Origin of the sequence: Litorimonas taeanensis, from assembly GCF_003634015.1 — a bacterium.
GTDB classification, from domain to species: domain Bacteria; phylum Pseudomonadota; class Alphaproteobacteria; order Caulobacterales; family Maricaulaceae; genus Litorimonas; species Litorimonas taeanensis.
Genome location: NZ_RBII01000002.1, coordinates 122,329 through 143,983 on the forward strand (window position 1 = coordinate 122,329; position 21,655 = coordinate 143,983).

General features: G+C 50.1%; 19 protein-coding genes, 1 tRNA gene and 1 riboswitch. Of the genes, 6 read left to right on the forward strand and 14 right to left on the reverse strand.

Translation table 11 applies throughout. The annotated features are described in order from the left end of the window. Nucleotides 1-126: 126 nt before the first annotated feature. Entirely contained in the window at nt 127-1,179 is a 1,053-nt protein-coding gene (locus DES40_RS08435) for a homocysteine S-methyltransferase family protein (protein WP_121100735.1), read from the reverse strand. Nucleotides 1,180-1,283: 104 nt separating this feature from the next. After that, nucleotides 1,284-1,466, forward strand: a riboswitch (cobalamin riboswitch). A gap of 108 nt (nt 1,467-1,574) precedes the next feature. Between DES40_RS08435 and DES40_RS08440 the strand changes: the two genes are divergently transcribed. Continuing rightward, on the forward strand, nt 1,575-3,428 hold the full coding sequence (locus DES40_RS08440) for a TonB-dependent receptor plug domain-containing protein (protein WP_170144938.1): 1,854 nt from the start codon (nt 1,575-1,577) through the stop codon (nt 3,426-3,428). Here DES40_RS08440 and DES40_RS08445 read toward each other — a convergent pair. Further along, nucleotides 3,425-4,426, reverse strand: a complete 1,002-nt coding sequence (locus DES40_RS08445) for a TraB/GumN family protein (RefSeq protein ID WP_121100739.1) — start codon at nt 4,424-4,426, stop codon at nt 3,425-3,427. The genes DES40_RS08440 and DES40_RS08445 overlap by 4 nt on opposite strands. Nucleotides 4,427-4,508: 82 nt before the next feature. On the opposite strand from DES40_RS08445, the gene DES40_RS08450 reads away from it, so the two are divergent. The 5 genes from DES40_RS08450 to DES40_RS08470 all read left to right on the forward strand — a co-directional run bounded on the left by DES40_RS08450 (nt 4,509) and on the right by DES40_RS08470 (nt 6,857). Further along, a tRNA-Arg gene (locus tag DES40_RS08450) sits at nt 4,509-4,585 on the forward strand. Between the two features lie 32 nt (nt 4,586-4,617). Then, the gene (locus DES40_RS08455) at nt 4,618-5,139 is read left to right on the forward strand and encodes a thermonuclease family protein (protein ID WP_233345541.1); all 522 of its coding nucleotides are present in this window, start codon (nt 4,618-4,620) and stop codon (nt 5,137-5,139) included. Further along, nucleotides 5,121-5,462 carry a hypothetical protein gene (locus DES40_RS08460; RefSeq protein WP_121100741.1) on the forward strand — a complete coding sequence of 114 codons (342 nt, stop codon included), beginning with the start codon at nt 5,121-5,123 and terminating at the stop codon, nt 5,460-5,462. Before DES40_RS08455 ends, DES40_RS08460 begins: the two co-directional genes overlap by 19 nt. 312 nt (nt 5,463-5,774) lie before the next feature. Continuing rightward, the gene (locus DES40_RS08465; RefSeq protein ID WP_121100743.1) at nt 5,775-6,035 is read left to right on the forward strand and encodes a hypothetical protein; all 261 of its coding nucleotides are present in this window, start codon (nt 5,775-5,777) and stop codon (nt 6,033-6,035) included. Nucleotides 6,036-6,314: 279 nt separating this feature from the next. Further along, nucleotides 6,315-6,857, forward strand: a complete 543-nt coding sequence (locus DES40_RS08470; protein ID WP_147405875.1) for a hypothetical protein — start codon at nt 6,315-6,317, stop codon at nt 6,855-6,857. A gap of 28 nt (nt 6,858-6,885) precedes the next feature. Here the strand turns inward: DES40_RS08470 and DES40_RS08475 are convergent, their stop codons facing one another. From DES40_RS08475 to DES40_RS13210, 12 genes are all read right to left on the reverse strand, one after another. After that, nucleotides 6,886-7,182: a hypothetical protein gene (locus tag DES40_RS08475; RefSeq protein WP_121100747.1), complete on the reverse strand. Its 297-nt coding sequence runs from the start codon at nt 7,180-7,182 to the stop codon at nt 6,886-6,888. Then, nucleotides 7,157-7,591, reverse strand: coding sequence for a hypothetical protein (locus DES40_RS08480; RefSeq protein WP_121100749.1), 435 nt, complete (start codon nt 7,589-7,591; stop codon nt 7,157-7,159). The genes DES40_RS08475 and DES40_RS08480 overlap by 26 nt, the downstream gene beginning before the upstream one ends. Then, nucleotides 7,591-8,796, reverse strand: a complete 1,206-nt coding sequence (locus DES40_RS08485) for a transglycosylase SLT domain-containing protein (protein WP_170144939.1) — start codon at nt 8,794-8,796, stop codon at nt 7,591-7,593. Before DES40_RS08485 ends, DES40_RS08480 begins: the two co-directional genes overlap by 1 nt. After that, nucleotides 8,747-9,064, reverse strand: coding sequence for a hypothetical protein (locus DES40_RS13205; protein ID WP_170144940.1), 318 nt, complete (start codon nt 9,062-9,064; stop codon nt 8,747-8,749). Before DES40_RS13205 ends, DES40_RS08485 begins: the two co-directional genes overlap by 50 nt. 95 nt (nt 9,065-9,159) lie before the next feature. After that, entirely contained in the window at nt 9,160-9,825 is a 666-nt protein-coding gene (locus DES40_RS08490) for a hypothetical protein (protein ID WP_121100753.1), read from the reverse strand. Nucleotides 9,826-9,848: 23 nt separating this feature from the next. Beyond that, complete coding sequence (locus DES40_RS08495) at nt 9,849-10,190, reverse strand: hypothetical protein (RefSeq protein WP_121100755.1); 342 nt, start codon at nt 10,188-10,190, stop codon at nt 9,849-9,851. A gap of 10 nt (nt 10,191-10,200) precedes the next feature. Then, on the reverse strand, nt 10,201-17,466 hold the full coding sequence (gene gpJ / locus DES40_RS08500; RefSeq protein WP_121100757.1) for a TipJ family phage tail tip protein: 7,266 nt from the start codon (nt 17,464-17,466) through the stop codon (nt 10,201-10,203). After that, nucleotides 17,450-17,941, reverse strand: coding sequence for an NlpC/P60 family protein (locus DES40_RS08505; protein ID WP_121100759.1), 492 nt, complete (start codon nt 17,939-17,941; stop codon nt 17,450-17,452). Before DES40_RS08505 ends, gpJ begins: the two co-directional genes overlap by 17 nt. After that, entirely contained in the window at nt 17,941-18,468 is a 528-nt protein-coding gene (locus DES40_RS08510) for a hypothetical protein (protein WP_121100760.1), read from the reverse strand. Before DES40_RS08510 ends, DES40_RS08505 begins: the two co-directional genes overlap by 1 nt. Next, entirely contained in the window at nt 18,455-18,844 is a 390-nt protein-coding gene (locus DES40_RS08515) for a hypothetical protein (RefSeq protein WP_121100762.1), read from the reverse strand. The genes DES40_RS08510 and DES40_RS08515 overlap by 14 nt, the downstream gene beginning before the upstream one ends. Next, nucleotides 18,845-21,418, reverse strand: a complete 2,574-nt coding sequence (locus tag DES40_RS08520) for a coiled-coil domain-containing protein (protein ID WP_121100764.1) — start codon at nt 21,416-21,418, stop codon at nt 18,845-18,847. A gap of 5 nt (nt 21,419-21,423) precedes the next feature. Further along, a complete protein-coding gene (locus DES40_RS13210; RefSeq protein ID WP_170144941.1) occupies nt 21,424-21,594 on the reverse strand; it encodes a hypothetical protein in 171 nt (56 codons plus the stop codon). Nucleotides 21,595-21,655 lie beyond the last annotated feature (61 nt).

Genomic DNA, 21,655 nt, shown 5'->3' on the forward strand with positions numbered 1-21,655 from the left:
GGTGAATCCATGTCACTATACGATTTTCCATGAGTTGTAATGTAGCCCAGTAAAGGGGGAGGTTACTTAAAGCCTGCCCAAGAGCGTCAATAACATCAACGCAAAATATTTCTTTATTTTGCCTCATCACACAGCGATCTGAAAAGGTTCCAAACCTGACAAACGCAATGTCGCTTTAGGTTTAACCGGATGACGCGGCGCAATGCCTTCTGCCGCTTGGGCAATGGCTGCGATATGCTCTGGCGTTGTGCCGCAACAACCGCCCAGAATATTGACAAAACCCTCTTCGACCCATGGCGTAATTTGTCCGCTCATATCACTGGGTGTTTCATCATATTCCCCAAATGCATTCGGGAGACCTGCATTCGGAAAGGCAATGACATAAGTATCGGCGACGCGCGATATGGCTTCGATATGGGGCCGCATTTCATCTGCGCCCAATGCGCAGTTTAAACCCACAGCGAATGGGTTTGCGTGCGCTATCGAAATCCAAAAGGCTTCGGGCGTTTGACCCGAAAGTGTACGCCCCGAACGGTCGGTAATCGTACCTGAAATCAAAATAGGCTTTTTATACCCAACCTTATCAAAGACAGCATGCGTAGCTGCAATGGCCGCTTTGCAATTGAGTGTGTCAAAGACGGTCTCAATCAAAATCGCATCCACAATATCAATCATGGCTTCGATCTGGCCAATATAACTCTCTTTCACTTCATCAAAAGTGACATCGCGAAAGCCAGGGTCTTCGACCTTGGGCGAGATAGATAAGGTTTTATTCATGGGGCCAACAGACCCTAACACACATCGAGGTTTCTCAGGGGTTTTCGCTGTCCATTCATCCGCGCATTTTCGCGCTATCTGCGCTGCAGCGCGAGCAATCTCTGGCGCTAGTTCAGCCATATCATAATCGGCTTGTGATATCGTCGTCGCATTAAAGCTGTTCGTCTCTATCAAATCAGCCCCGGCCTTTAGGAAGGCATGATGTACTTTTTCAACGGCTTCAGGCTTGGTCAGGACAAGTAAATCATTATTCCCCTGTAAGGGAGAAGGCCAGTCTTGGAAACGCTCGCCGCGGAAATCATCTTCTTGAAGGCTTTGTTTTTGCAGCATTGTGCCCATGGCCCCATCGAGCATTATGATACGATTTTTGACGGCGTCTTCGATTTTCGACCAATTCGACATAAGGCATTCCTATTGCGTAGGGCTATTTAACAGGCCTCCCCTAAATATCAATATAAAGATTTCTTTATATGCAATAAATTTACACTTGATTCTCTCACCCAAAGCCCTAAAGCCCCCCCGTTGGTCAGATGGAAACATCTGTGAATATGGGAACGGACTGTGATTGTCCGACGGCTCCCGCCGCTGTGAAGGGCGAGAGGCGACACAAATGTCACTGGGAAACTGGGAAGACGTGCCGCCTCGACTAAACCCTAAGTCAGAAGACCTGCCAACACGTCGCCAGCGCGCTTGGTCGGGATGCCCAAAGCGTATGGAGGAACCTGCGGGCTCCGCTCCAATGACGACACAACTGAAACCGTCACCCTGCACATTGGCAGGATATAATGGAGTGTGACATGAAACGACTATTATTGGGCGTGGCCCTCTCAACCTTAGCCCCCACTGTTTGGGCACAAAATACAGCAAATGACCGCGATGATATCATCTCAATTGGCAGCCTCATCGACACAGCGGATACCGATACTTTAACGAGCCCCGTCAGCATCTTGACTGCCGCCGATATAGAAGCTCGTAATCAAGCATTTGTTACGGATTTACTGCGTACTATTCCAGGCCTTGCAGTCTCTCAATCTGGCGGCGGCGGTAGCCTGACGCAGATTCGCTTGCGCGGTTCCGAAGCAAACCACGTCCTTGTTATTATTGACGGTGTAGAAGTAAATAACCCCTCAGACGGCGCCTTTGATTTTGGCGGACTGCGTAGTGAAGACGTTGAAAAAATAGAAGTGCTTCGTGGAGAACAATCCGCGCTATATGGCCCAGACGCTGTCGGCGGCGTTATCAACATCATTACGCGTACAGGAAATGTCACCAAGCAATGGCGTGCCTCTGCCGAAGCGGGGAGCCGCGGCACGGTTGAAGGTCAATTCACAGGCGTCATACCCATAGGCCGCGCGGCCCTGACTGTTAATGGGAATGCCTTTAATACGGAAGGATTTGATGTCTCCGGTCTTGGCGGAGAGAAAGACGGCTCCAGTAGTCGCCGCCTCGCCCTTGGCCTGAATAATTTCGCCCTTGGCTCTGTCACGTTTTCGGCGAATGGCGCCGTTAATCTGCGCACTTCTGAATATGACGAAGATTTGCCTGATCAGAACTTTATATTCGATGGGCGCTTAGACAATTCTGATAGTGAAACCGATGTAAAAACCACGACGGCCCGTATCGACGCCCGTTTCTCTCTCGCAGGATTTGAGCATCTTGTGCAGTCAAATATGGTTGAAACCGAGACTGACACGAAAGCCAGCTTTGCGACGAAAACCACAGGCACTCGCCAAAATGCCAGCTGGGCCGCGAAACGCACTTTTGCTGAGGCTCACAGCTTTACCGTGCTTGGAGAAGTCGAACGGGAAGAGTATGAATTTGAGGGCGATGAGGATGTGCCTGATATTTATAATTACGGACTCGTTGCGGATTATAAATTTAGCCAAAACAATTTGGATCTCACGGGATCAGTCCGTCATGATATAAATGACGTGTTCTCAGATACAACGACATGGCGCGTAGGCGCAGGCTATGGATTTAATTGGAATGGCCGTTTGCGGGGCTCTGTTGGGACGGGAGTAAAAAACCCAACCCTGATAGAGTTGTTCGGATTTTTCCCAAATAGCCGTTTCACAGGTAATCCCGATTTGAAAGCCGAGACATCACTTGGCTATTCTTTAGGGTATGAGCAGGCGTTTGGCGATTTAAATGTATCTATCGATTATTTCCATTCAGACCTCGAAGACGAAATCACAACAATTTTTAATCCCGATTTTACGTCCTCTGTTATCAATCTTGCCACGGATAGCACACGTGAAGGCATTGAAGTTGCGGCTAATTGGTCTCTGACAGATCGGTTTACCCTAGATGGATCAGCTAGCTTTCTAGACAGTAGCGAGAATGAAATCGAAGAAATTCGACGCCCCGATTTCCTCGCAAGCGCAACGCTATCATGGCAAGCCAGTGACACTGTTAGCTTTACCTTAAGCGCGGATCACACTGGATCCCAGCTCGATACAGACTTTGGTACATTCCAACGCGTTGAGCTCGATGCCTATACTTTGGTCGGGTTAAATATCGCTGTGGATATAAATGATCACTTTGGTGTGTATGTACGCGGAACCAATCTTCTTAGCGAAGATTATCAAGAAGTCTTTGGCTACCGCTCTGCGGGCGCAGGGGCCTTCACAGGTATCAGAGCCGCATTTTAGCGGCTCTCATCCCCAGGACGTTCAATCGTTAATTCCGTGGGCGAGATTACATTCTCGCCCATAAATGCATAATGCCGTTCAACCTGATACCCTGCCTTCTCAAATTCTGTGAGCAGGCTTTCCTCGCCCAATAAATGCGCAACGCCAACCACGACAAGGCTTTCCCCACTGCCCTCCATATGAGGCACAAGGATTTCGGCCCATTTCTTATTGCGGTTTACCAAAACAGAGCGGTACATTTCTCCTGCGTCTTGGCGAAGTGGATCTATCATTTGTTGTTTCATAAAATCGGTTTGACCCACAGACCACCCAATAGAGAGACGTTTTAATTGCGCGCCTAAATCGTCAAACTGCTCCATCGTTTCTGTTAAAATTTCTAGCTGAAGGCTCTGCGGCAAGTCCGATACGGCGCGTATTTGATCTTCAACACTCTCTAAATAAATCACATTCTTTTGCTGTCGTCTTGCCATGGATTTCAAAGCTTCATCAGCCGATATATCACCTGACAATCCAGCTTGCTCCGCTGCCGTTAGGGTCAAATATTCACTCGCAAGCCAAGGCTTCATAGAATCTAAACTGGCTATTGAAATCTGCCCATTATGCGCCACCGCCTCTAAAAGTTTCATTTGATAATTATCGAGACTGTCAGCCAGACGTAAGCCATCTTGGCGAAGACCAAGGCGCGCACTTATAATCGTCGCATCGGCGCGCCCCGTTTCAGAAGTGTCGACCTCAAAAAACACAGTTCCAACGTCTCGCACCACATCCCTAAGGTCATCACGAAGCCAATTCGCATCGTCGGGCAAGAGATGCATCGAACCAAACAAATATAGCGTACTATCGAAATCTGTGACTTTCCAAATCGCAGGCCCATCGTTTCGTGCCCGCGCTTCAGCCACGCGGTCCGAGACGGACTCCGTCGGCCCCGAAGGGCCGTTACAAGCGGTTATCAACAATCCATATATCAGACTGATACAAAAGCGGCAAATTTTCATCATAATACGCCCTACCCCAAGGCATTAAAGATGGAAACCATCATTGCACAGCGCGCGCGATTGGCATAAGAGCCTCTCATTGGAAGCACCTATAGCTCAGCTGGATAGAGCGCTGCCCTCCGAAGGCAGAGGTCGCACGTTCGAATCGTGCTAGGTGCGCCAATATTAACATATTGATTTACAAAGGCTTTTACTTGCTACCTAACCCCCTCAAGGTTGGTAAATCTTGCCCAAAACACCCCCGCTATGTCCAATTTTACCGCCGACCTCTGGGCAAAATCTGGGCAATAGCTTTTTCACTCACCGCCGCTTGCTCACTCTTTAGTGTTGGCGCTAAAGCAGCCCCGATAAGCAATAAGCCCCCAGGTTACTGGGTCACGGTTGATCGTGTGGTGGATGGTGATACGTTTTGGGCGGAGGGTATCAAATACCGACTGGTTGACATCGATACGCCAGAAACATCCGCTGACAAACGTCATGGTTATAAATGCGATGCGGAGCGCCGCCTAGGTGAATTGGCCACAGCCGAAGCCGAAATCCTATTATTGAACAGAAAAGTTTGGATAAAGCCGAGCGGAAGTGACGACCGTTATGGACGAAAATTAGTCAAAGTTCGTTACGCCTATGGGCAATGGTACGGCGAACATATGATAAAATCGCGCTTGGCGGCGCGGTGGCAAGGGCGTAAACACGCTTGGTGCAAAACTCAAAATTAACTCACGCCGTTTTCGACAAACACGGCACGGCCTTTATTGCGGGCACAAGCCGGCAAGATTGTTTGCTGCAGCTTATCGGGACAGACACGCCAGACGCTTTACTGGAGGCCGAATGGCGGCGAGATTGGGCCGTCAAAGGGTTTCAAGTCCAAAAAATTAAGCGAATAAGACCTGCCGATAAAGGACTATCTGGCTATGATTTAAGTCCTGATTACGGCAGTCAGGATGGAGGACAGTCCGCCAATTTCAGCCTGATAACTGGCGGCATTGTGACAGGTTTAAGCTTAGCCCTTCTGGCCGTTATCATCGGAAGATTAGTCTAATCATCCCCCGCCGCAGCAATCGCCCGTATCCCATTTTACAGGTAGAATAATAGCCGCAAAGCGTAAATATAATACGACAAAATGTCGTTTTTCTCTTGCATAATACGACAAAATGTCGTATAAAATGTTATCGACGGGGAGTGGCCCCGCCGAGTAACAAAGGAGTAAATGATGTGAAAATCAAGTATCTCTGGTTTAGTTTAACCCTTAAATTTTTCGGTCTCAAAATCGAATTTAAGATAAAACGCTAAACCTCGAAGGTGGCCCGCAAGGGTCGCCTTCACCGAGATACATATCACATTTAAAAGTAATATGGAAGACAAACAAATATTCAAAGCTTGGATGGCTGAACTTGATTTTGATACGCGTGGCGGTATCGCAAAAGCGGCGAAGGCCTTAGGCAAGGACCGCCGCACAATTGAACGATATATAGAAGGGGCTTCGCTCTCTAAAGAAACACGCTTGGCGATGACGGCCATTGCGCAAAATCTTTCGCCATGGGATCCGCAAACCGAAGGACTCCCTGCTGTGCATTTCAGCCTATCTATCGGCGGAAAACAAAAGAAAGCTTAAAGTCGTGGCCTTCATCTTTGCGACGTTCGAGTAACAGGATCGTGATTTCATTTCCGGACTTAGAGAAACACACCAAGCGTTTCTCTAAGTCCTTGTATATGAGGTAAATATGACTCCACAAATAATAAAACTTAATGCTAACATTCGGTTATGCGAATATTTTATTGGTTAATCGGGATTTGGATTATACTTCAAAAGGTTATACTTCCTGGTCTATTTTTCGTCCTATCGGTATTTACCGCTCCAGAAGATATGTCTGAAGCCGTCAAGGAGAGCAGGATGATTTTGGACACTCTCAACAATAACCTTATTACAGAGATTACGCTATTCATCCTTCTTTTTGTTGGAGTTTTGCTCACATTCGGTAATGGAAATTGGCGTCATGTTGTTCACCGATATGCGTCAAAACCAAGGTTAAAAAGGTTATCAGAAGACGCCAAGCGAGTTGCTGAAGACATTGCTAACACTATCTCACAGCAAAATGCGCGTGAGTATGAACAACTAAATCAAGAATGGCATGAAAGACGGGAAGGAATAAATCGGCCAATGCGGCGGATCACTCAAGATCAAAGGTACTTATCAAAGCATATGATGGAATCTCACTCCGTTATACAGCGATTAAAGCAAGTCGGTTATTGGAACCCTGATAAATACTTTAGCGAGATAGGCATTGCGGGGGCCACTGGATTTGCTGCGGAATCCACCAGCAAAGCGCTTTTTTCAGCATCAGAACAAATTCGCTGTGACCTTGAGGATGGGTTTTTAACCATAATAACTCAACCTAAATTGCCTCAAGATGATAAATCAAGAGCTCGCTCTTAGCTAGCTTGTAAACGTTCGGAAGGTTAATCTAATCACCCTTCAGCGCCGCCAGTCTTTCTAAGGCTAAACGCCGCTCTTCATTCTGACGCTTTATCAATTGGGCCGCGGCTGTTTCGCGATTCTCAATCGCGGCTACCAAGCCTTGGCCCCATTTTAGCAGCTCGATAGACCAAAGCCCTAGGCGCTGCGCTCTCTCATCCGCGCTGTGGTAATCTGAGGCAATGGGCAAAGCCGGTTTTGGCGGGGCACGTTTGATTTCAGGGTCAACGGGGTCAATGGGTTTGGCAGGAAGGGGAATTTCAACGGCTTCGTAAGAGGCGGTCAATGTCCGTGTGGATTGACAGGCTGGTAGAAGGCAAAGGGGTAGTAGCGCAATCAGGCAAAATAGGGTTCGCATTTTCAATCTCCAATTTTAATGACTTAAGCGTGTTTCGAAGGGCCGTGTTTTCGGCGATGACGGCCGCATCAATGGCGGCGACCTCTTTGATGACCTCAATATAAACGGAGTCCGTTTTGTCAGCTTCGGCCGCCGCAGCGTCGGCATTGTCGTCCAGCTTGGACTTGGTTTTTTGCGCCTGCTCTGCAAAGGCCCGTTCAGTGCGGGAGACCCCAAGCGCGAATTGAGCCTTTCCGTAATCAAGGATTTGTGCCCGAATGAATAAGCCCATACCAAGAAGCGCCAAGACCCCGCCCAATCCGAATAAAAATTTAGGCTTTAGAAGAAAAGACAACATTAGCGCAGCACCTCCCACGCATCCGCGAGAGATACGCAATCCATAGAATTATCTGGCCGGCCATCACCCGTTAGATCTGTTTGCCCATTTTGATTGACGACGATGCAAATAGGCTGGCCGTGACTGTCCAGACCCGGAGAGCCAGACATTCCCCCAACCACAGGCTCGCGTTCAAATGTCGGGCGGGGACCCGTTTCAAAAACCACAATATATCCACCCATCGCATATGTTTCGCCGCCAGAGGCCCGTTTTAAATAGGCGTAACCCTTGCGATAAGCGAGGCCGTCAGCCCCTGCGGGATAACCTATGATTTCAACAATTTCGCCTGCCTCTATGTTTCGCGGAGAGGTCTTTGGAAAGCTTACACCATAAAAAGCCGCATCAATTTCAGAGGCATAAGAGGGCGTCAGCCCATCCAAAAAAGGCGGCGGGAAACCGTGCGTTTGTTTTGCCCTTTCAATTTCATCATGGCAGTGGCCCGCCGTGGCCCAGCCGCCCCAGAGGGGGAAAAAGCTGCACCAGCTTTGGCCCGTAAAATGGCGCTGAACAGGCAAGTCTGAAAATAAAGCCTGTCTGCGAGACTGGGTTATTTCTTGGCGCCAGCCTGTCGGAATATCCCATGGGCTCGCATCGGATATCTCATTTGAAAACTGTTTAATTCGTTTTATATATTGAATCGTTTCAGCGGCATGGCGGCCCGTAACTCGGCCCTGACAAGGTGCAATATCTTTCCACAGGCGCGCATCCCCGCATAGTTTTTGCGCTTTAAGGCAATTCCCCATCCCCGCATTATAGGCACAGAGCCCTAATTCATGGGCCTGTTCAGGTGTTCGATATCGTCGTCGCCACGGGGCCGTACGTTTTGCCTGATAGTAAGCGCCCTTATCAATGGCTTGGCGGGCATTAAACCTGTCAAAATCAAAACCAAATTGTTTCGAAATATCGCCCGCCGTGGCGGACATAAATTGCGCAATTCCGCCCGCGCCAGCAGGGGAGCGCGCCGCAGGATTGCAAAGGCTTTCTTGATAAAGCTGCGCCGCCCAAACGGTTGGATATTGAAAGTCATCAGGGAAGCGGCGGGAAACCGCCGCCCTGATATCATCAATGTAAACCTCGCAGGCGGTAAATTTTGACGGCCAAACAGGGCCGACTTGATCAGACGCTGAGGAGGATGGCGCCAGCCACAAACACCAAAGCAATGGCAATATAAAGCTGGCCTGTAAGCCCGGCGCGCGCCGCCGCAGACAGGTCGTCTGGAACGCCTTTAATTTCATCATGATAGACAGCGCGAATGCGCCAAACAAACCACGCCGCGCAAGGTAAAAGCCCCGAAAGCAAGCCTGTAATCGCCACAAATCGAATGACTTGTGCCAGGACAAAATCAGACGGGAAGAGAGACCCCAAAAATAAGATAATAAACAAAAGCCCCGCAAAGAACAAAGCCGAGAGAGGGTTGGTGAAGAATTTTCGCATGATGTTTCCTTTCGATGAGTCATAGCGTTTTCCATAAAAAAAGCGTCCCGAGGAACGCGTGTGAAAAGTAAGGCTTTAAGAGATTATTTGGTTTATTATTTGGGGGCTGATATTTCAGTAATTTCACCGAGCCCCGCGACATAGTCATTGTCGTTCGCGGCAAAGCGCCATTTTGCGCCTTCGAAAACATATTGTTTATCCGTCAATCGGGAATAGAAACTATATTCTAAATTATCGACATATCCGTCCCGCCAAGCTTTCTCATCCGCCTTGAAAAACTCGGCAGCGGTTTTTGTGTCATAGACCTCGGCATCTGTTTTACCGACGTAAAACTGGGCTGACCGGCTTAATAGATGCAAAGCATAATAATCACTGCACTGAACCATGACATAACGAACAGAGCCGTCCGATAAGACAATTCTTTTTTTAATCCAAATAAAGGCGCGCGCCGATTTCACTAATTGTTTTAACTCTGCCAAGCTGACAAGGTTATCATTCAAAGCTGTGCGCATTTCTAAAATCGTTATGTCTTCTGGGGCCTTGGCAAGGACGGCGCCGAAAAGCGTTCGCAACGAATAGAGGTCCCGCTCGGCCACATATCTGGCCTCGCGCTGCGAGTCTCTTTCCTCGGTAATATCTTTCACAGACCCGCCAATAAATGTCCCGGCCGCCACCACAATTGTGGCCAGCGCCGTGATCAAAGCTTCGGATAAGGTGGGCCAGCGAAAGCCTGATTTATGACCTGACAAATTGGATGACATCGCATTACTCTTTTGATTGGGTATTAATTGCTTTCAGTTTCAGTTTCTGAATTGCTCTCAGTTTCTGAATTGCTCTCAGTTTCTGAATTACTTTCAGCCAGCGCTGCCACCATTTCGGCATGTTTCTTTTTTAAAACCATTTCAAAATATTTTCTGCATTGGATGATTTCAGCCATGCCCACCACCTTGGACGGCATCGTCTCAATAAGGTAATCAATATCGGCAATAGGCCCTTCGAATATCAAAAACAGATCATTAAAAATGTCGACCATGCCTTGTAATTGGCTTTGTTCGGCGGCTTCGATTTGGGCGCTTGCTGCGGCGGCTTGTGCATCGGCAGATTGCTGAAAACTCGATTTAGTCATTGTTTATCCTTTAATTCGAAGGTTCAAAGATGGAGATTGAAACGGACCTAGAGAAAGTCCATGCGAGTGCACCCGTTGTCGGGGTAGGAAGATCGCTTTCGCTGTCGATGACCGTTTTCCAATTATAGGTCTCGGCCGAAGAACTCACTTGTTCATGGACATAGGTGCCCGACATGTGAAAGGTCTCACTGACGTGATATTGACCAAATTCTGGGTCGTATGGGCTTGTTGTTCGCGTGACGATGCCCGTCACACTGAGTGTATGGGCGAGGACATATCCTGAGCTGCCTTCTTCTCTGTAGAGTTTCAGAGTCGCCGCGCCCTTGGTATAAGAGGTGTTTCCCGCATCCGTAGAGCTCCAATAGGTTCGATTGCCCGTCCGAAGAAACGCCATTGTGGCTTCGGTTGTGTTTCCATTTGAGCCAATAGATGTGATTTCTGCGGTTGTTCCTGTTGAGCTGTTACTCGCTGATATAGGCGTGCCGCCTTCCTTACCGCCCTCCAGATAGCTTTCCCCATCAATGGTTTTGGCCCTCTTTCCATTTGTCTTCGTGCAGCCATCTACTGTGGCGGAATAGGGCCCAAACCATTCCATTAAATCGCTATTCGCGCCGAAACCAAGACCCAGAACATACATCGTGGTTGGATTTGTGGGCGTGCCGCCACCCACCCAGCGCAGGGCCTTGTTTAAGGTCATCCCATTCGCATCAGAATACCAGATAACCTCGCCATCAGCTTCGTGGCGGAGCTTGTCAGCAGACATTATAAAGTCAGATTCTGTAACTGTTCCTGTGTCTGAAGCGCGAAGATATAGACCCGATATTTCGTTATTCGCTCTGACAGAGAGGGTGGCCCCTGCGGCCGCGTAATTTTCTAAACCGACAACAGCGGCCTGCGTCAAGGCTGACTCTGCAATGATATTTGGAACCCTACTGGCTTCAATGTCGGATTGTGTAGAGGGGGCTATGGCGGCTTTATGCCAAGTAATAGTCCGAGAGCCTTGATTCAATCCAAACAAAGCGCCTGTCGTATAAGCCCTTAAATCCAATATGGCCTCGGCGCCATCCTGACAGTGTATTAGCTTTGAAAATCTATACCGTTTTCCTGGAACGCCCGCGCCAATAATATTACCTGAACTGTCTGGTTCGCTGGAAAAATTCAACGTATAACTAGCCAGAGATGTAGAGGCCGCATTTCTGGTGATAATCTGAAGACCAGACCCGTTTAATGTTCCCGTTTCAAGTGTGATGTCAGCCGAAATCAGCCAATATCCTGTGCTGAAACGACTATCATCTGCCGACAGATATCGGATACCTGCGCCCGAAGCGCCATCACTGATTTGTTGGAAAGCATAAGGCGAAACGCCTCCAGCCACTGAAACACCGGCGCCTCCTAAGGACGTCCAAGAGTCAGGTAAAACGCCGCTGTCATATGTCTCAAACGTACTATTCGGATTGATTGCCCCTGATCGAATAGCTGCGCTTGCCACATAAAGGTTTTGAGCTGATGCCGCAGCCGCCGCCGCATTCGTAGATTGTTCAATAGCCGTATCAGCGTGGCTTTCAGCTGTTTCAACAGCGGTGTTGATACGAAGTTCGGCAGCTACAACGGCATCTTTTGCATCTTCTGCGTCATCGGCGAAAGCAGAGGCTTGCGTTACAGACGTCGCTGCATTTGCTGCATAACCCTGCGCTTCGGTTGCGCTCCCGTCAGAGGCAAAAGCAAAAGCTCCAGCCGCGCCCTCGGAAGCCAGCGCCTCGGCGGCACTTGTGGCCGCCGCTTGTGCTTCGCTTTGTGCTAGCTTTGTTTGCGTTATATCTTCTACGGCCACGAAGGATATTTGAGCGATACAATCTGATGACCCTCCGCGCGCCGTATCAAAGGCAAAGCGCCAAGTGGACGCATTTTCAAAGCCATTTGTGGCCGCAGCTCTTAGCGCGAAAGGATTGAATTCAATGTCTCTGTTGAGCCATCCGTCAGCCACAGTCTGGGCAGACATAGATTTACTGGTAAAAACACTATACGCCCCAGTTTCTGTTAATCCGACGATTGAGATATAGGATAGGGTTTCGGTTCCTGTTGTTAAACGCCTACGAATTGTCAGTTTAACAATTTGGTTTTCAATGAAAGGCCGAGATGATCTTTCGCTAATGATGCGAAGAGTAGAGCCAGCATGCTCTAAAACCTTGCCTTCTCCCGACACATCTTCAATCGTTATATTACTATAGCTCTCTTGAGCAGGTGGGGCCGCATCCAGCTGGGCTTGCGATAAGGTATATCCCCCCACCCAATAATCGCCCTTAGAAAAATCTTGATCATATTGTTTGGATTGAGAAAATTCTATGTCCGCCTGAGTTGTCGCCACAAGCGTTTGAGCCGCCAAAGCAGCGACGGCAGACCCCTCGGCATTTGTCTCTGATGTAGCGGCATTGGTCTCGCTGATGGCGGCGTTGCTCTCGGCGGTTTCGGCAGACACTCTTGATGTGTCAGCGGCGGAGGCGGATTGGCCCGCAGAGGTGTCAGAGGCCGCAGCAGAGGCCGCGCTTTGCGCCGCCGCTGTGGCAGCGTTTTCGCTATCATCCTTAGCTGCAACAGCCTCAAGGCGGTGTTGATTGGCCGCCGCCGCATGAGACGAGGCCGCTGTCTCAGAATTACCCGCATTTGTCTCTGATGAAGCGGCATTGGTCTCGCTGATGGCGGCGTTGCTCTCGGCGGTTTCGGCAGACACTCTTGATGTGTCTGCGGCGGAGGCGGATTGGCCCGCAGAGGTGTCAGAGGCCGCAGCAGAGGCCGCGCTTTGCGCCGCCGCCGTGGCAGCGTTTTCGCTATCATCCTTAGCTGCAACAGCCTCAAGGCGGTGTTGATTGGCCGCCGCTGCATGAGACGAGGCCGCTGTCTCAGAATTACCCGCATTTGTCTCTGATGTGGCGGCATTGGTCTCGCTGATGGCAGCGTTACTCTCGGCGGTTTCAGCCGCTAATTTCGCCTGATTGGCGGCGGACGCAGATTGTTCGCTATCGTCAGCATATCCTTCTGCGAGGCTGGCGCTGCTATTGGCTGCTGTCGCAAAATCACCTGCGTTTGTGGCCGCTGTTGCGGCTTGGTCTTTGAAGGTTGAAGCTTGAGCGCTTGAAGACTGCGCGTCTGAAGCCGATTGCGCAGAATTAGTTTCTGCTGTTTCCGCGCCGCTTCTGGCCGTTTCAGCCAATACTCTTTCAGAGGAAGCAATAATAGCGTTCTGTTCTGCGGCCGTAGCACTGGCGCCCGCAGCGGTTTGCGAACTTGCCGACGCTAAGGCACTTTTAAGCGCGGCGTCTGACTCGGTAATATCGCAAAAAAGCAGTGTATCAAAATAGCTGTCATCATTGGCTTCACTGTTATAATCACTGAAAATAACCAGCCTGACTTGTGTGCAATCCGCGGGGAATTTGAATGGGGCTGAAGGGTCAATGCCTGTGTGGGATACAGGGTCGCTTTCAAAGTCAATCCATCCATCCGTGTCTTTGGTAAAATGCCCCGGCACACCAATGTATAAATACCCAGCATCACTGCCTGTGACATTACCAGAGGCGTCAAATGTCTGAACACCTATATAATATTGGGCCGTAACTGTGCTATCTGTTCGGTAGGCGCCACTAAGTTTATATGTCCTGCCCTGAGCCACAGGGATTCTTTCCGCCGAATATACATTAAATCTTGTTTGCGGCAGTCTGAGAACATGTTGCCGGCCCGCATATGTCTCTAAGACACTATGCGTGTTATATTGCGTATCCCAACCTTTATCGCCTAACTCAAAATAGGGATTTACGGTTAATCCCTCTTTTGAAGCCGCCAACACTGACATTTCGGAATGCGTAACGGCTGAGGACTGCGCTGTCTCCGCGGCGAGTTTTGCGGTTTCGGCGGCGGTCTTGGCTGACTGCGCAGACGTCTCTAAACCTTGAACGGCTGTAAGCGCGGTTTCAGCCGCGCCTTGGGCTATCTCAGCTAAGTTTTGTGCAGCCGCGCTCGTCTGAGCATGGGCTTCTGCGGCGTCTTTAAAACCCAAAGCCTCAGACGCACTCTGCGCGGCTGAAACTGTGTCGCCGTAAGTTTCAACAAGGTCGTCAACCCCGCTTAGAGCGGTTTGAATATGGGCTAAAACTTCATCTGCAGGCTGTCCGCCTATAGCGACAGAATTGCCAGCCGTGAATTCGGACGGCACAGCAATGTCCGTCAGAACAACCTTATCCGATAAGGCCGTGACAGACCCGCGCACATCACGCCAAGACAGGCGGATATCGATAGGGACGCCGGGCGTTAATCCAGTCAGTGTTTTGGTAGGGTTTTCAGCAGGGGCTGTTGTCGGCGCGCCCCAGTCAGTTGAACCTGAAACTCTACGTTCAATTAAAAGCGTTTCAAAAATAGCGGGATCAACAGGGTTAACCTGAATATCTACGACAGGAAATTTGACGCCGTCTGAATTGGTTTGAACCCGTCCAATAGCGCTGGCGCCGAGCGGCGCAGGCACGAAACTCGCACTGGTAATATTCTCGACAAGCAGCGGGCTTGAGCGTTGCCCGTCAAAATCAACAGATCTGATTTCAGCATTATATTGACGGTCAGGAAGCCCCGCCTCAAAGCTAAATTTACGCGCGTCAGGCGAAAGTGTGGGGCCTGTTATAGGGGAGACATCTTCGCCTGCGCCGCCTGTACGCCAATAACGGGTTTCAAATCCAGCAAGGCCAGATTTGTAACCATCGGGCAAATCAAAAGTGACGGTAATGGAATCGCGGCTGGATGTGACCCCAATCAAAAGCGGTAAGGGCGGCGCCGTCCAATTGGTTGGGCCAGACGGAACATGTTCGGGCAGAGCAGGCTTTGTGAGGCGCTCTGGCAAATAGGCGACTAATTCAACATCAAATTGGCGCGGGCCTGAGGGCTCAAGATGTTTTACCAAACCTTCAAAACTATCTTCGCCGGCTATCCCAATAATCACTAAATCATCAGGATCTAAGGCAACACCCTCTGGCAAGGCTTCGCCCAATGTAATGATGTCTGTGGTCAGTTCGGGGTTGAGGATTGAGACCCAGCCTTGCGCCTCGATAGAGGCCGTTCCATCTTCATGGTCAAAGATTTTTCGATAGCGTAAAATATAGTCTTCTCCGAGACCAAATTCTATGGGTTTATCAAGACGAAGTGAGTTTCCCGCAACAGAAAGAATCCGCGCCGAGTCAGCCACAGAATTTAAGATTGGGTGTTGTAGACGGACGAAATCGCCGAGCTGAAGCGTTGTCCCTTCTATGTCCATCTCAAAATTGGCAACAGTTGATAACAGCCTCGCCGAAGAGAGATAATAATCCCCGCTTTCATAAACGCGGTCATATTGTGTCTGCCCTGGGGTTGAAATCTCTTGGAACTCTGTTGCCGACAATGCGTCAAATCCCGGGGCGTAAACCGTGACTTCGTCATCTTGGAAATTATTATCTCGGTTTGTGAATGGAATTCTAAGTGCGTGAATGGCTTGGCTGAAAGTGCGGGTAAAGACAAAGCCCCGTGCATTTTTTGGGGTGATGATTTGGCTTGGGCCTTCTAGCCTTGGGCGATCAATGGCAATATGTTTTTTTCCATCAGATCCACGAAAGACCCGTCCGCGCCCCGCAGCGGCTATCATTTCTTCGACTTCGCGCCGCGCTAAATCCTGCGCGATAGGTAAATCAAAATTATAATTATTTTCATCACACCAAAGCCAGAAGGCCGCATAATCAGGCCAGTAAATTTCAGTGTCAGGCGTCGGGCGTTTCGTATGCGCGCCGCGTACCGCATCGAGCAATACATCCGCGCAGTTTCGGCTGGGTGTTGGATTGTTGTCCCAATGCGCCGCGCTGGCCAGAGCCGGGTCAAAGGTTTCAGGGTCAGCGTTAAATGTCGGGATAATTTTCTGAGCCCGCACATTCAAATTCGAGACTAGCCCAGAGAGTTCTCCTGAGGCCTTCATTCGGAAAAAGGCCGTGGCAAGTTTTGGCTCTGGCGTTAGATCCTTTTTTGACCAGCTATTGAGCTTGAACCAAGAGACATCATTCGCAACAAGGGAGTCCGTGTTTTTGGCCGTCGTTCGGCGAACCCGCACATCATATTGGCGGCCGGGCGGTACTGAAAAACGGATGCGATCTGCAAAGGGTTTGATGTCAGAACGGCGATATGTCTTTGACAACCCATTTGATTGCGAAATAACGGCTTGGTGATATTCAGAAAAGGTGGAAAAATTAGACCAATAATCATAGCGCCCGCCGCGCATTTCAGGATCCCAATAGCTATCTGCGACCGCGCCATTATTGGGCCCCGCATTTTCCCAATCTCCATAGGTTTCGCCGGCGCCTTCATCAGGATAAACCACACGATATTGAACGTCGACAGTGACAGAGACGGATTGCGGATTACCGGAGTCATCTGACGTGCCAAGGCCTCGAGCAAAAGAGAGCATAACATCGATATCGGCGACATCATCGGCTGTGCGCTCGATATGCCAAGTCGTGTCTAAATCCACCCCCAAATCAGTTTGGGTGAAATCCCCAGGAATAAGGGTCTGCCGAGGCGCGTCTTGCGTTGCTTGCTCTTGGATCTCTACCCCTGAATAATTTGAGAGCGGAGTGTCGCCCAGACGCCAATCTGAAAACACGTAATCACCAACACCAACGCAAACGCCAAAAGATATCCAAATATCATCTCCAACAGGTTCTTGATATTGCTCGGTGATAAGGCTGGGTGTGTAGCGATGCTCACCCAGAATGACCTCTACAACCTCGCGCGGACGCAGGCGGTTTTGTGTGCCTTGGAGGCTATAGGTCGGATCAGTCTCAGCGCGTGCATTGCCAGAGGTGGTTGGAACAGGCAAAAGCGCATTAATCGCAAGATTAGCGGTTAAGGTGAAGGCTGCCGCCGCCACGGCCGCCGCCGTTTTAGACCCAAAGAGAAAGGCGCCCGCCGCCGTCGGCCCAGCAATCCAAGCGGCGACAACGGCAACGGCGATAATGAGCACAGTTTTGAGGATTTTTTTACCCGTTTGCCCCGCAGGTTTTAATCCAATTTGAACCCGTGTTTGTGCTTTTGGCCGAATATGCGACCAATTCTTGCGGGGGATAATTTCGCCGGCCATTAAAATCACGGCATGCGCGCGCAAGATGGGGTCTGGCAGCGCGGCATTCATTACCTCTAAGAGAGACTTGCCAGCCACAAAATTCACTAGCCGTGGCTGGCAAAACCTATCGAGCTTTTCAGCGCTAATTGAGTGGGACATTTTCATCCTTTTGCGCCGCCGAAAGCAAAGCCTCTGATGGCCAATAATATCCAGTTATTTGATGCTTTAATTCATGTAAGGGCGTTTGCACGACCGCGCCTGCGCCGCCATTGGCCGTTTCATCCGCGTGAACAACCCAGCCGCCAAAGGCATAGACACCGATATGCGTGATGTTTTTCCCGCGCCGCATTTGGACAAGGCTGAGAGGACGGGGCGCGCTGAGTTTATCCCAGAGTTTGACTTCTTGCACGACCAAGGCATTGACCGCTCGAATTCGGGCGGTTGAGAATTCCCCTTTGGCAGGTAAATCTTCGGCAAAATGCGGTAAGTAAACCCCCGCTTGTTCCTGCCAAGCCAAACAAGCAAAGCCCCAGCATGAAAGCCCCGACCTGTCATAACCATGAAAATCATAAGGCAGACCAATATAGGGGGCCTGCCAGCCCAAGGGCGGGCTCACATTATTTGGGCTGGACATCACGCAAAAACCCCGGGGGTGACGGCAGGGTGAAAACGGTAGGAACAAAAGGGTTCCAAGCTGTCATCTGGCGGAGACATATCTGTTTCAACGGAAAGCGGCTGGAGCCGAATGGTTGAAATTTTAAAGACGGTAAAACTTTCCTCGATGATATCAGGGGTGGCGGCGAGAATATGCTCCGCCTCCACTATAATTTCAGCATCGGATGGCAAGAGTTTTACGGCTTCGCCAATGCGGCGATCAATATTTTCAAAGCGTAAATTGGCGGCAGAAACATCGTCGCCTTGCGCAGGCGGGGTGAATTCGAACTGCCAAGGAATATAGGTTTTCCCCTGGGAGGTGATGGGCTCTGTATTATCAACAAAATACATTGTGCCAGCCTCCCAATTCAGTGGGAAGTCCTCAAAATCTTCCGCCGTTAAATCAGCCCAATCGGGGAAATCCGCGCAGGAAAGCCGCAAGAGAAATAAATCCACATCCTCAGAAACACTGGCTGTGGCATGACGAAAATATCTAGGAGAGGGCACGGTCGAGAAACCTTACTTCGAAATTGACAAACATATTCGCGCCGGGCCCCGGCGAGGGAACATATGCCCGACCGCCTTCTTGGGGGACAAAATACGCCGCCACCGTGTAGGAGGAGAGAGGCGGATTATAGGTAAAAGGCCGAATGCCGTCTTTGAGCTCATCGCGCACAAAGGCTTTAAATATAGCGAATTCGCCGAGAGAAAACCGCCAAACGCCCTTATGTTTTGACCAGCCAATTGTGAATTTACGGGCGGATTTCGCGCCGTCTTCCATATCGGAAACCCGCATATTATCGGCAGGTAGAGGCTGAAATCCATCCTTACGAATTTGCCCTTGATTACCGGGCAGGCCCGCAGGCCAAGACACTGGGGTCACTTAGGCGGTTCCTAATTTCGGCCGAAAGCCATAGGTTTGTTTCATGGTCTTTTGTCCTTGGGGGGAGCGCAGCGCCGCCAACGCTCCTGTTTGAATCCGTTTATCTATCTTGAGAAGGAGTTCGCGTTCGCCGCTTGGGTTCTGGCGCTCTTCGGTTTCAACCTGAGCATTGGCATTGTTTATTACCGTCATTTTAATCGGCACGTGGACCGCCGCCGAAGCCGCAGAAGGGCGGTTGATGGCCGCAATCAGCGCGCGGTTGTCACTGGCCGAAAAGACGCGTTCATTGGCTTGCAAAATGGCAGGATATTCATCCGAGCCAATTTGGGCTTTACCCTGATGATAACGCGGGGCTTGATTGAAAATTTCAGCGCTGACATTTCGGGTTACTGATGCGCTTTTGCCGACTTGGGCGATGCCGATGTGATGTACGCCCGCTGTTACGGTTTGCGGCGTGGGGGTAGAGCCGCCAACCCCCAGCGCGCCCGCAAGGCCCGAACCGATTGTTTCAAGAAGCCCGCCTAACCCGCCACCTGCACTCAGCCTATCCAGTTTTGACTTGGTTAGGACGGCCTCGGCGGCAATCTTGATTAAGGTTTGCAAAGCAATCGTCTTAAAATCTTTCCAGCTCGCTATATTGCTGTCTAAACCCTGCCCCATTTGGCCTAAAATATCGACGTGACCTTCGCCTTTTTTATTCAGTGCCTCATAGGCCTCTGTCGCCTTTTTAATCGCGCGCGCATATTCCTCTTCGGTAAGGCCGCCCTCAACCCCAATAGAGGCCCGCAATCCTGCGAGCCGCTCTAATTCAAGATTAAGCCTTTGATGATCAGTCAGCAATGAAGCCCTAACCGCTTTGGCAGCTTCGATTTGTTTAAGACGTTCCGCTTCGGCTTGATTGGCGGCCTCAAGGTCAGTTTTCAAAACTCTAAGTCGCGCGGAATAAGTTTCGACAGATAAATAGGGTTTAAGCTCGTTCAACGCGCGCAGCTGATTATTATAAATATCTTGCGGTGAATGGACCGCGTTTATGGCATCAGCCAAGGCCAAAGATAAATCGGCGGCTTGTTGTTTTAGACGGGTTTCTTTTTCCAGCTGCGTAATCGATTCATCGCGCGTGGTTTGCAGCTCTTTCAGTGCGGCTTGATATTGCTTATCCGACAGGCGGGATCGAACGGCGTTCAGTTTTTCCAGTTCAGCCGTATAACGCTCAGTCGGAGTCAGGCTGTCCGCGACAATCCGTGCCACAAGGCGTTCTTCTTCGGCGCGGCGGCGCGCGGCGGCAATTGCGGCTTCTTGAGCGGCGACGTAATCGTTGGACGTTTTAGATGGCGGCTTTTTTTCACCATCATCTTCACCTTCTTCTTTGAGCAAACCCTCACGACGTTCTTGAATTTTTGCAAGTTTAGTTTGAATTTTCTCAAGCTGTTTATCTAACACTCCAAGATAAGGGTTTGTCCAAACCTTACCTTGGTCATTTATAAACTCACCAACCCCTAAATCCCCTTTTAGCTTCCCTAATAGAGTTAAATTTTCATCAACATTGGGCTGACTTCGCAAAAGGTCATAACGCCGTTTTAGAATTTGGTTTTGCTCTTCGGCGGCTTTGTTCTGACGGAGAATGGCCTGCCGATTATCCACTTTTTCTAAGCCTTTAAAGCCATTTACAAAATCTTTCGAGCTTCTGACGAAGTCTGCGAATTTGGCGGTCGCCGTTACAATGACAGGCGCGAGGTCGACGAAAGCGGATTTCAATTGCAAGTCTATGACCTGAGCTGAAATCGAAAGTTCTGAGGACATTTTTTCGGATTTCCGCAAAACCGCTTCATCAATCACCAAGCCCATATTGCGCGCTTCGGTAATCAGGCCCTCAATTGCGTTTTCCTGATCGCCCAAAACACGGATCATGGAGCGCCCGCTCTCCCCAAAGGCTGCTGTCGCGATTAAGGTTTTTTCTTCTTCGTTTCGCGCTTGGCTCAGAGCCCGCGCGACCGCGTTCAGCTTACTTTCCATGGTTGTTTCAAGCTGAATTGATTTTAAAAGCTCTGGGTGCGAATTTTTAAGCTTTTCAGATAATTCCCCTCGGCCCGTTGAGGCTTCGGCGGCAGCACGGGTAAATTGTCGTAGCGCCGCCTCTGTTTGCCCAAATTCGACAGAGGCCTGAGCCGAGGCGGCCTTTAAAGCCTGAAAACTATCCGTACCAAGTCCCAAATCATCTGCGGATTTAGCCATTTGGTCAAACGCTTTTGCGGCGTCCAGCGCGACTCTAAGCGCGCTAGCGCCCGCAACAGCGACTGCGCCTATCCCAACCGCCGCAAACTTCCCCGCAGGCCCCAGACCCCCTAAAATTCGGCCCAATGGCCCCGCCTGAGATTGGAGCCCATCCAACGACCCTTCGAGCTCTTTGACCGAGCTATCGAGAAAATTAAATCCGGGCGCTGTTTGTTTGGTCGCGCGGTCCAGCCTCTTAAGCGCGGTTTCTCCAGCAGGGCCAAGAGCAATGAGATCCTTGCGCAGGCGCTCTCCACCTGTGCTGGTGAGCTCTATAACAATCTTACCTGATTTGCGTTGCATAATGTTTACTCAACATCCGGGTCAGAAAGGGGCTTTTCAAGCGGGTCGGCTTGTCCCGCCAACGCACCCCCTTCGATACAGCGTAAAAAATAGGCGGCGGTTTCTTTGTCCGCCGATGTTGCTGCTGAAAGACGGCTCATCGCGTCGTTAAAATCCAAGCCCGTTAATCTGCCCATAGGGCCAATACGCCACGCCCCGCCCTGCGCCGATTGAAGCGCAGCCGTCCCCTCGATTGAT

Coding starts and splice junctions, on each gene's coding strand:
- DES40_RS08490 (WP_121100753.1), bottom strand. CDS start 9,825: ATGTCATCCAATTTGTCAGGTCATAAATCAGGCTTTCGCTGGCCCACC.
- DES40_RS08495 (WP_121100755.1), bottom strand. CDS start 10,190: ATGACTAAATCGAGTTTTCAGCAATCTGCCGATGCACAAGCCGCCGCA.
- DES40_RS08435 (WP_121100735.1), bottom strand. CDS start 1,179: ATGTCGAATTGGTCGAAAATCGAAGACGCCGTCAAAAATCGTATCATA.
- DES40_RS13210 (WP_170144941.1), bottom strand. CDS start 21,594: ATGGGCAGATTAACGGGCTTGGATTTTAACGACGCGATGAGCCGTCTT.
- DES40_RS08470 (WP_147405875.1), top strand. CDS start 6,315: ATGATTTTGGACACTCTCAACAATAACCTTATTACAGAGATTACGCTA.
- DES40_RS08465 (WP_121100743.1), top strand. CDS start 5,775: ATGGAAGACAAACAAATATTCAAAGCTTGGATGGCTGAACTTGATTTT.
- DES40_RS08480 (WP_121100749.1), bottom strand. CDS start 7,591: ATGTTGTCTTTTCTTCTAAAGCCTAAATTTTTATTCGGATTGGGCGGG.
- DES40_RS08520 (WP_121100764.1), bottom strand. CDS start 21,418: ATGCAACGCAAATCAGGTAAGATTGTTATAGAGCTCACCAGCACAGGT.
- gpJ (WP_121100757.1), bottom strand. CDS start 17,466: ATGTCCCACTCAATTAGCGCTGAAAAGCTCGATAGGTTTTGCCAGCCA.
- DES40_RS08445 (WP_121100739.1), bottom strand. CDS start 4,426: ATGATGAAAATTTGCCGCTTTTGTATCAGTCTGATATATGGATTGTTG.
- DES40_RS13205 (WP_170144940.1), bottom strand. CDS start 9,064: ATGCGAAAATTCTTCACCAACCCTCTCTCGGCTTTGTTCTTTGCGGGG.
- DES40_RS08440 (WP_170144938.1), top strand. CDS start 1,575: ATGAAACGACTATTATTGGGCGTGGCCCTCTCAACCTTAGCCCCCACT.
- DES40_RS08505 (WP_121100759.1), bottom strand. CDS start 17,941: ATGTCCAGCCCAAATAATGTGAGCCCGCCCTTGGGCTGGCAGGCCCCC.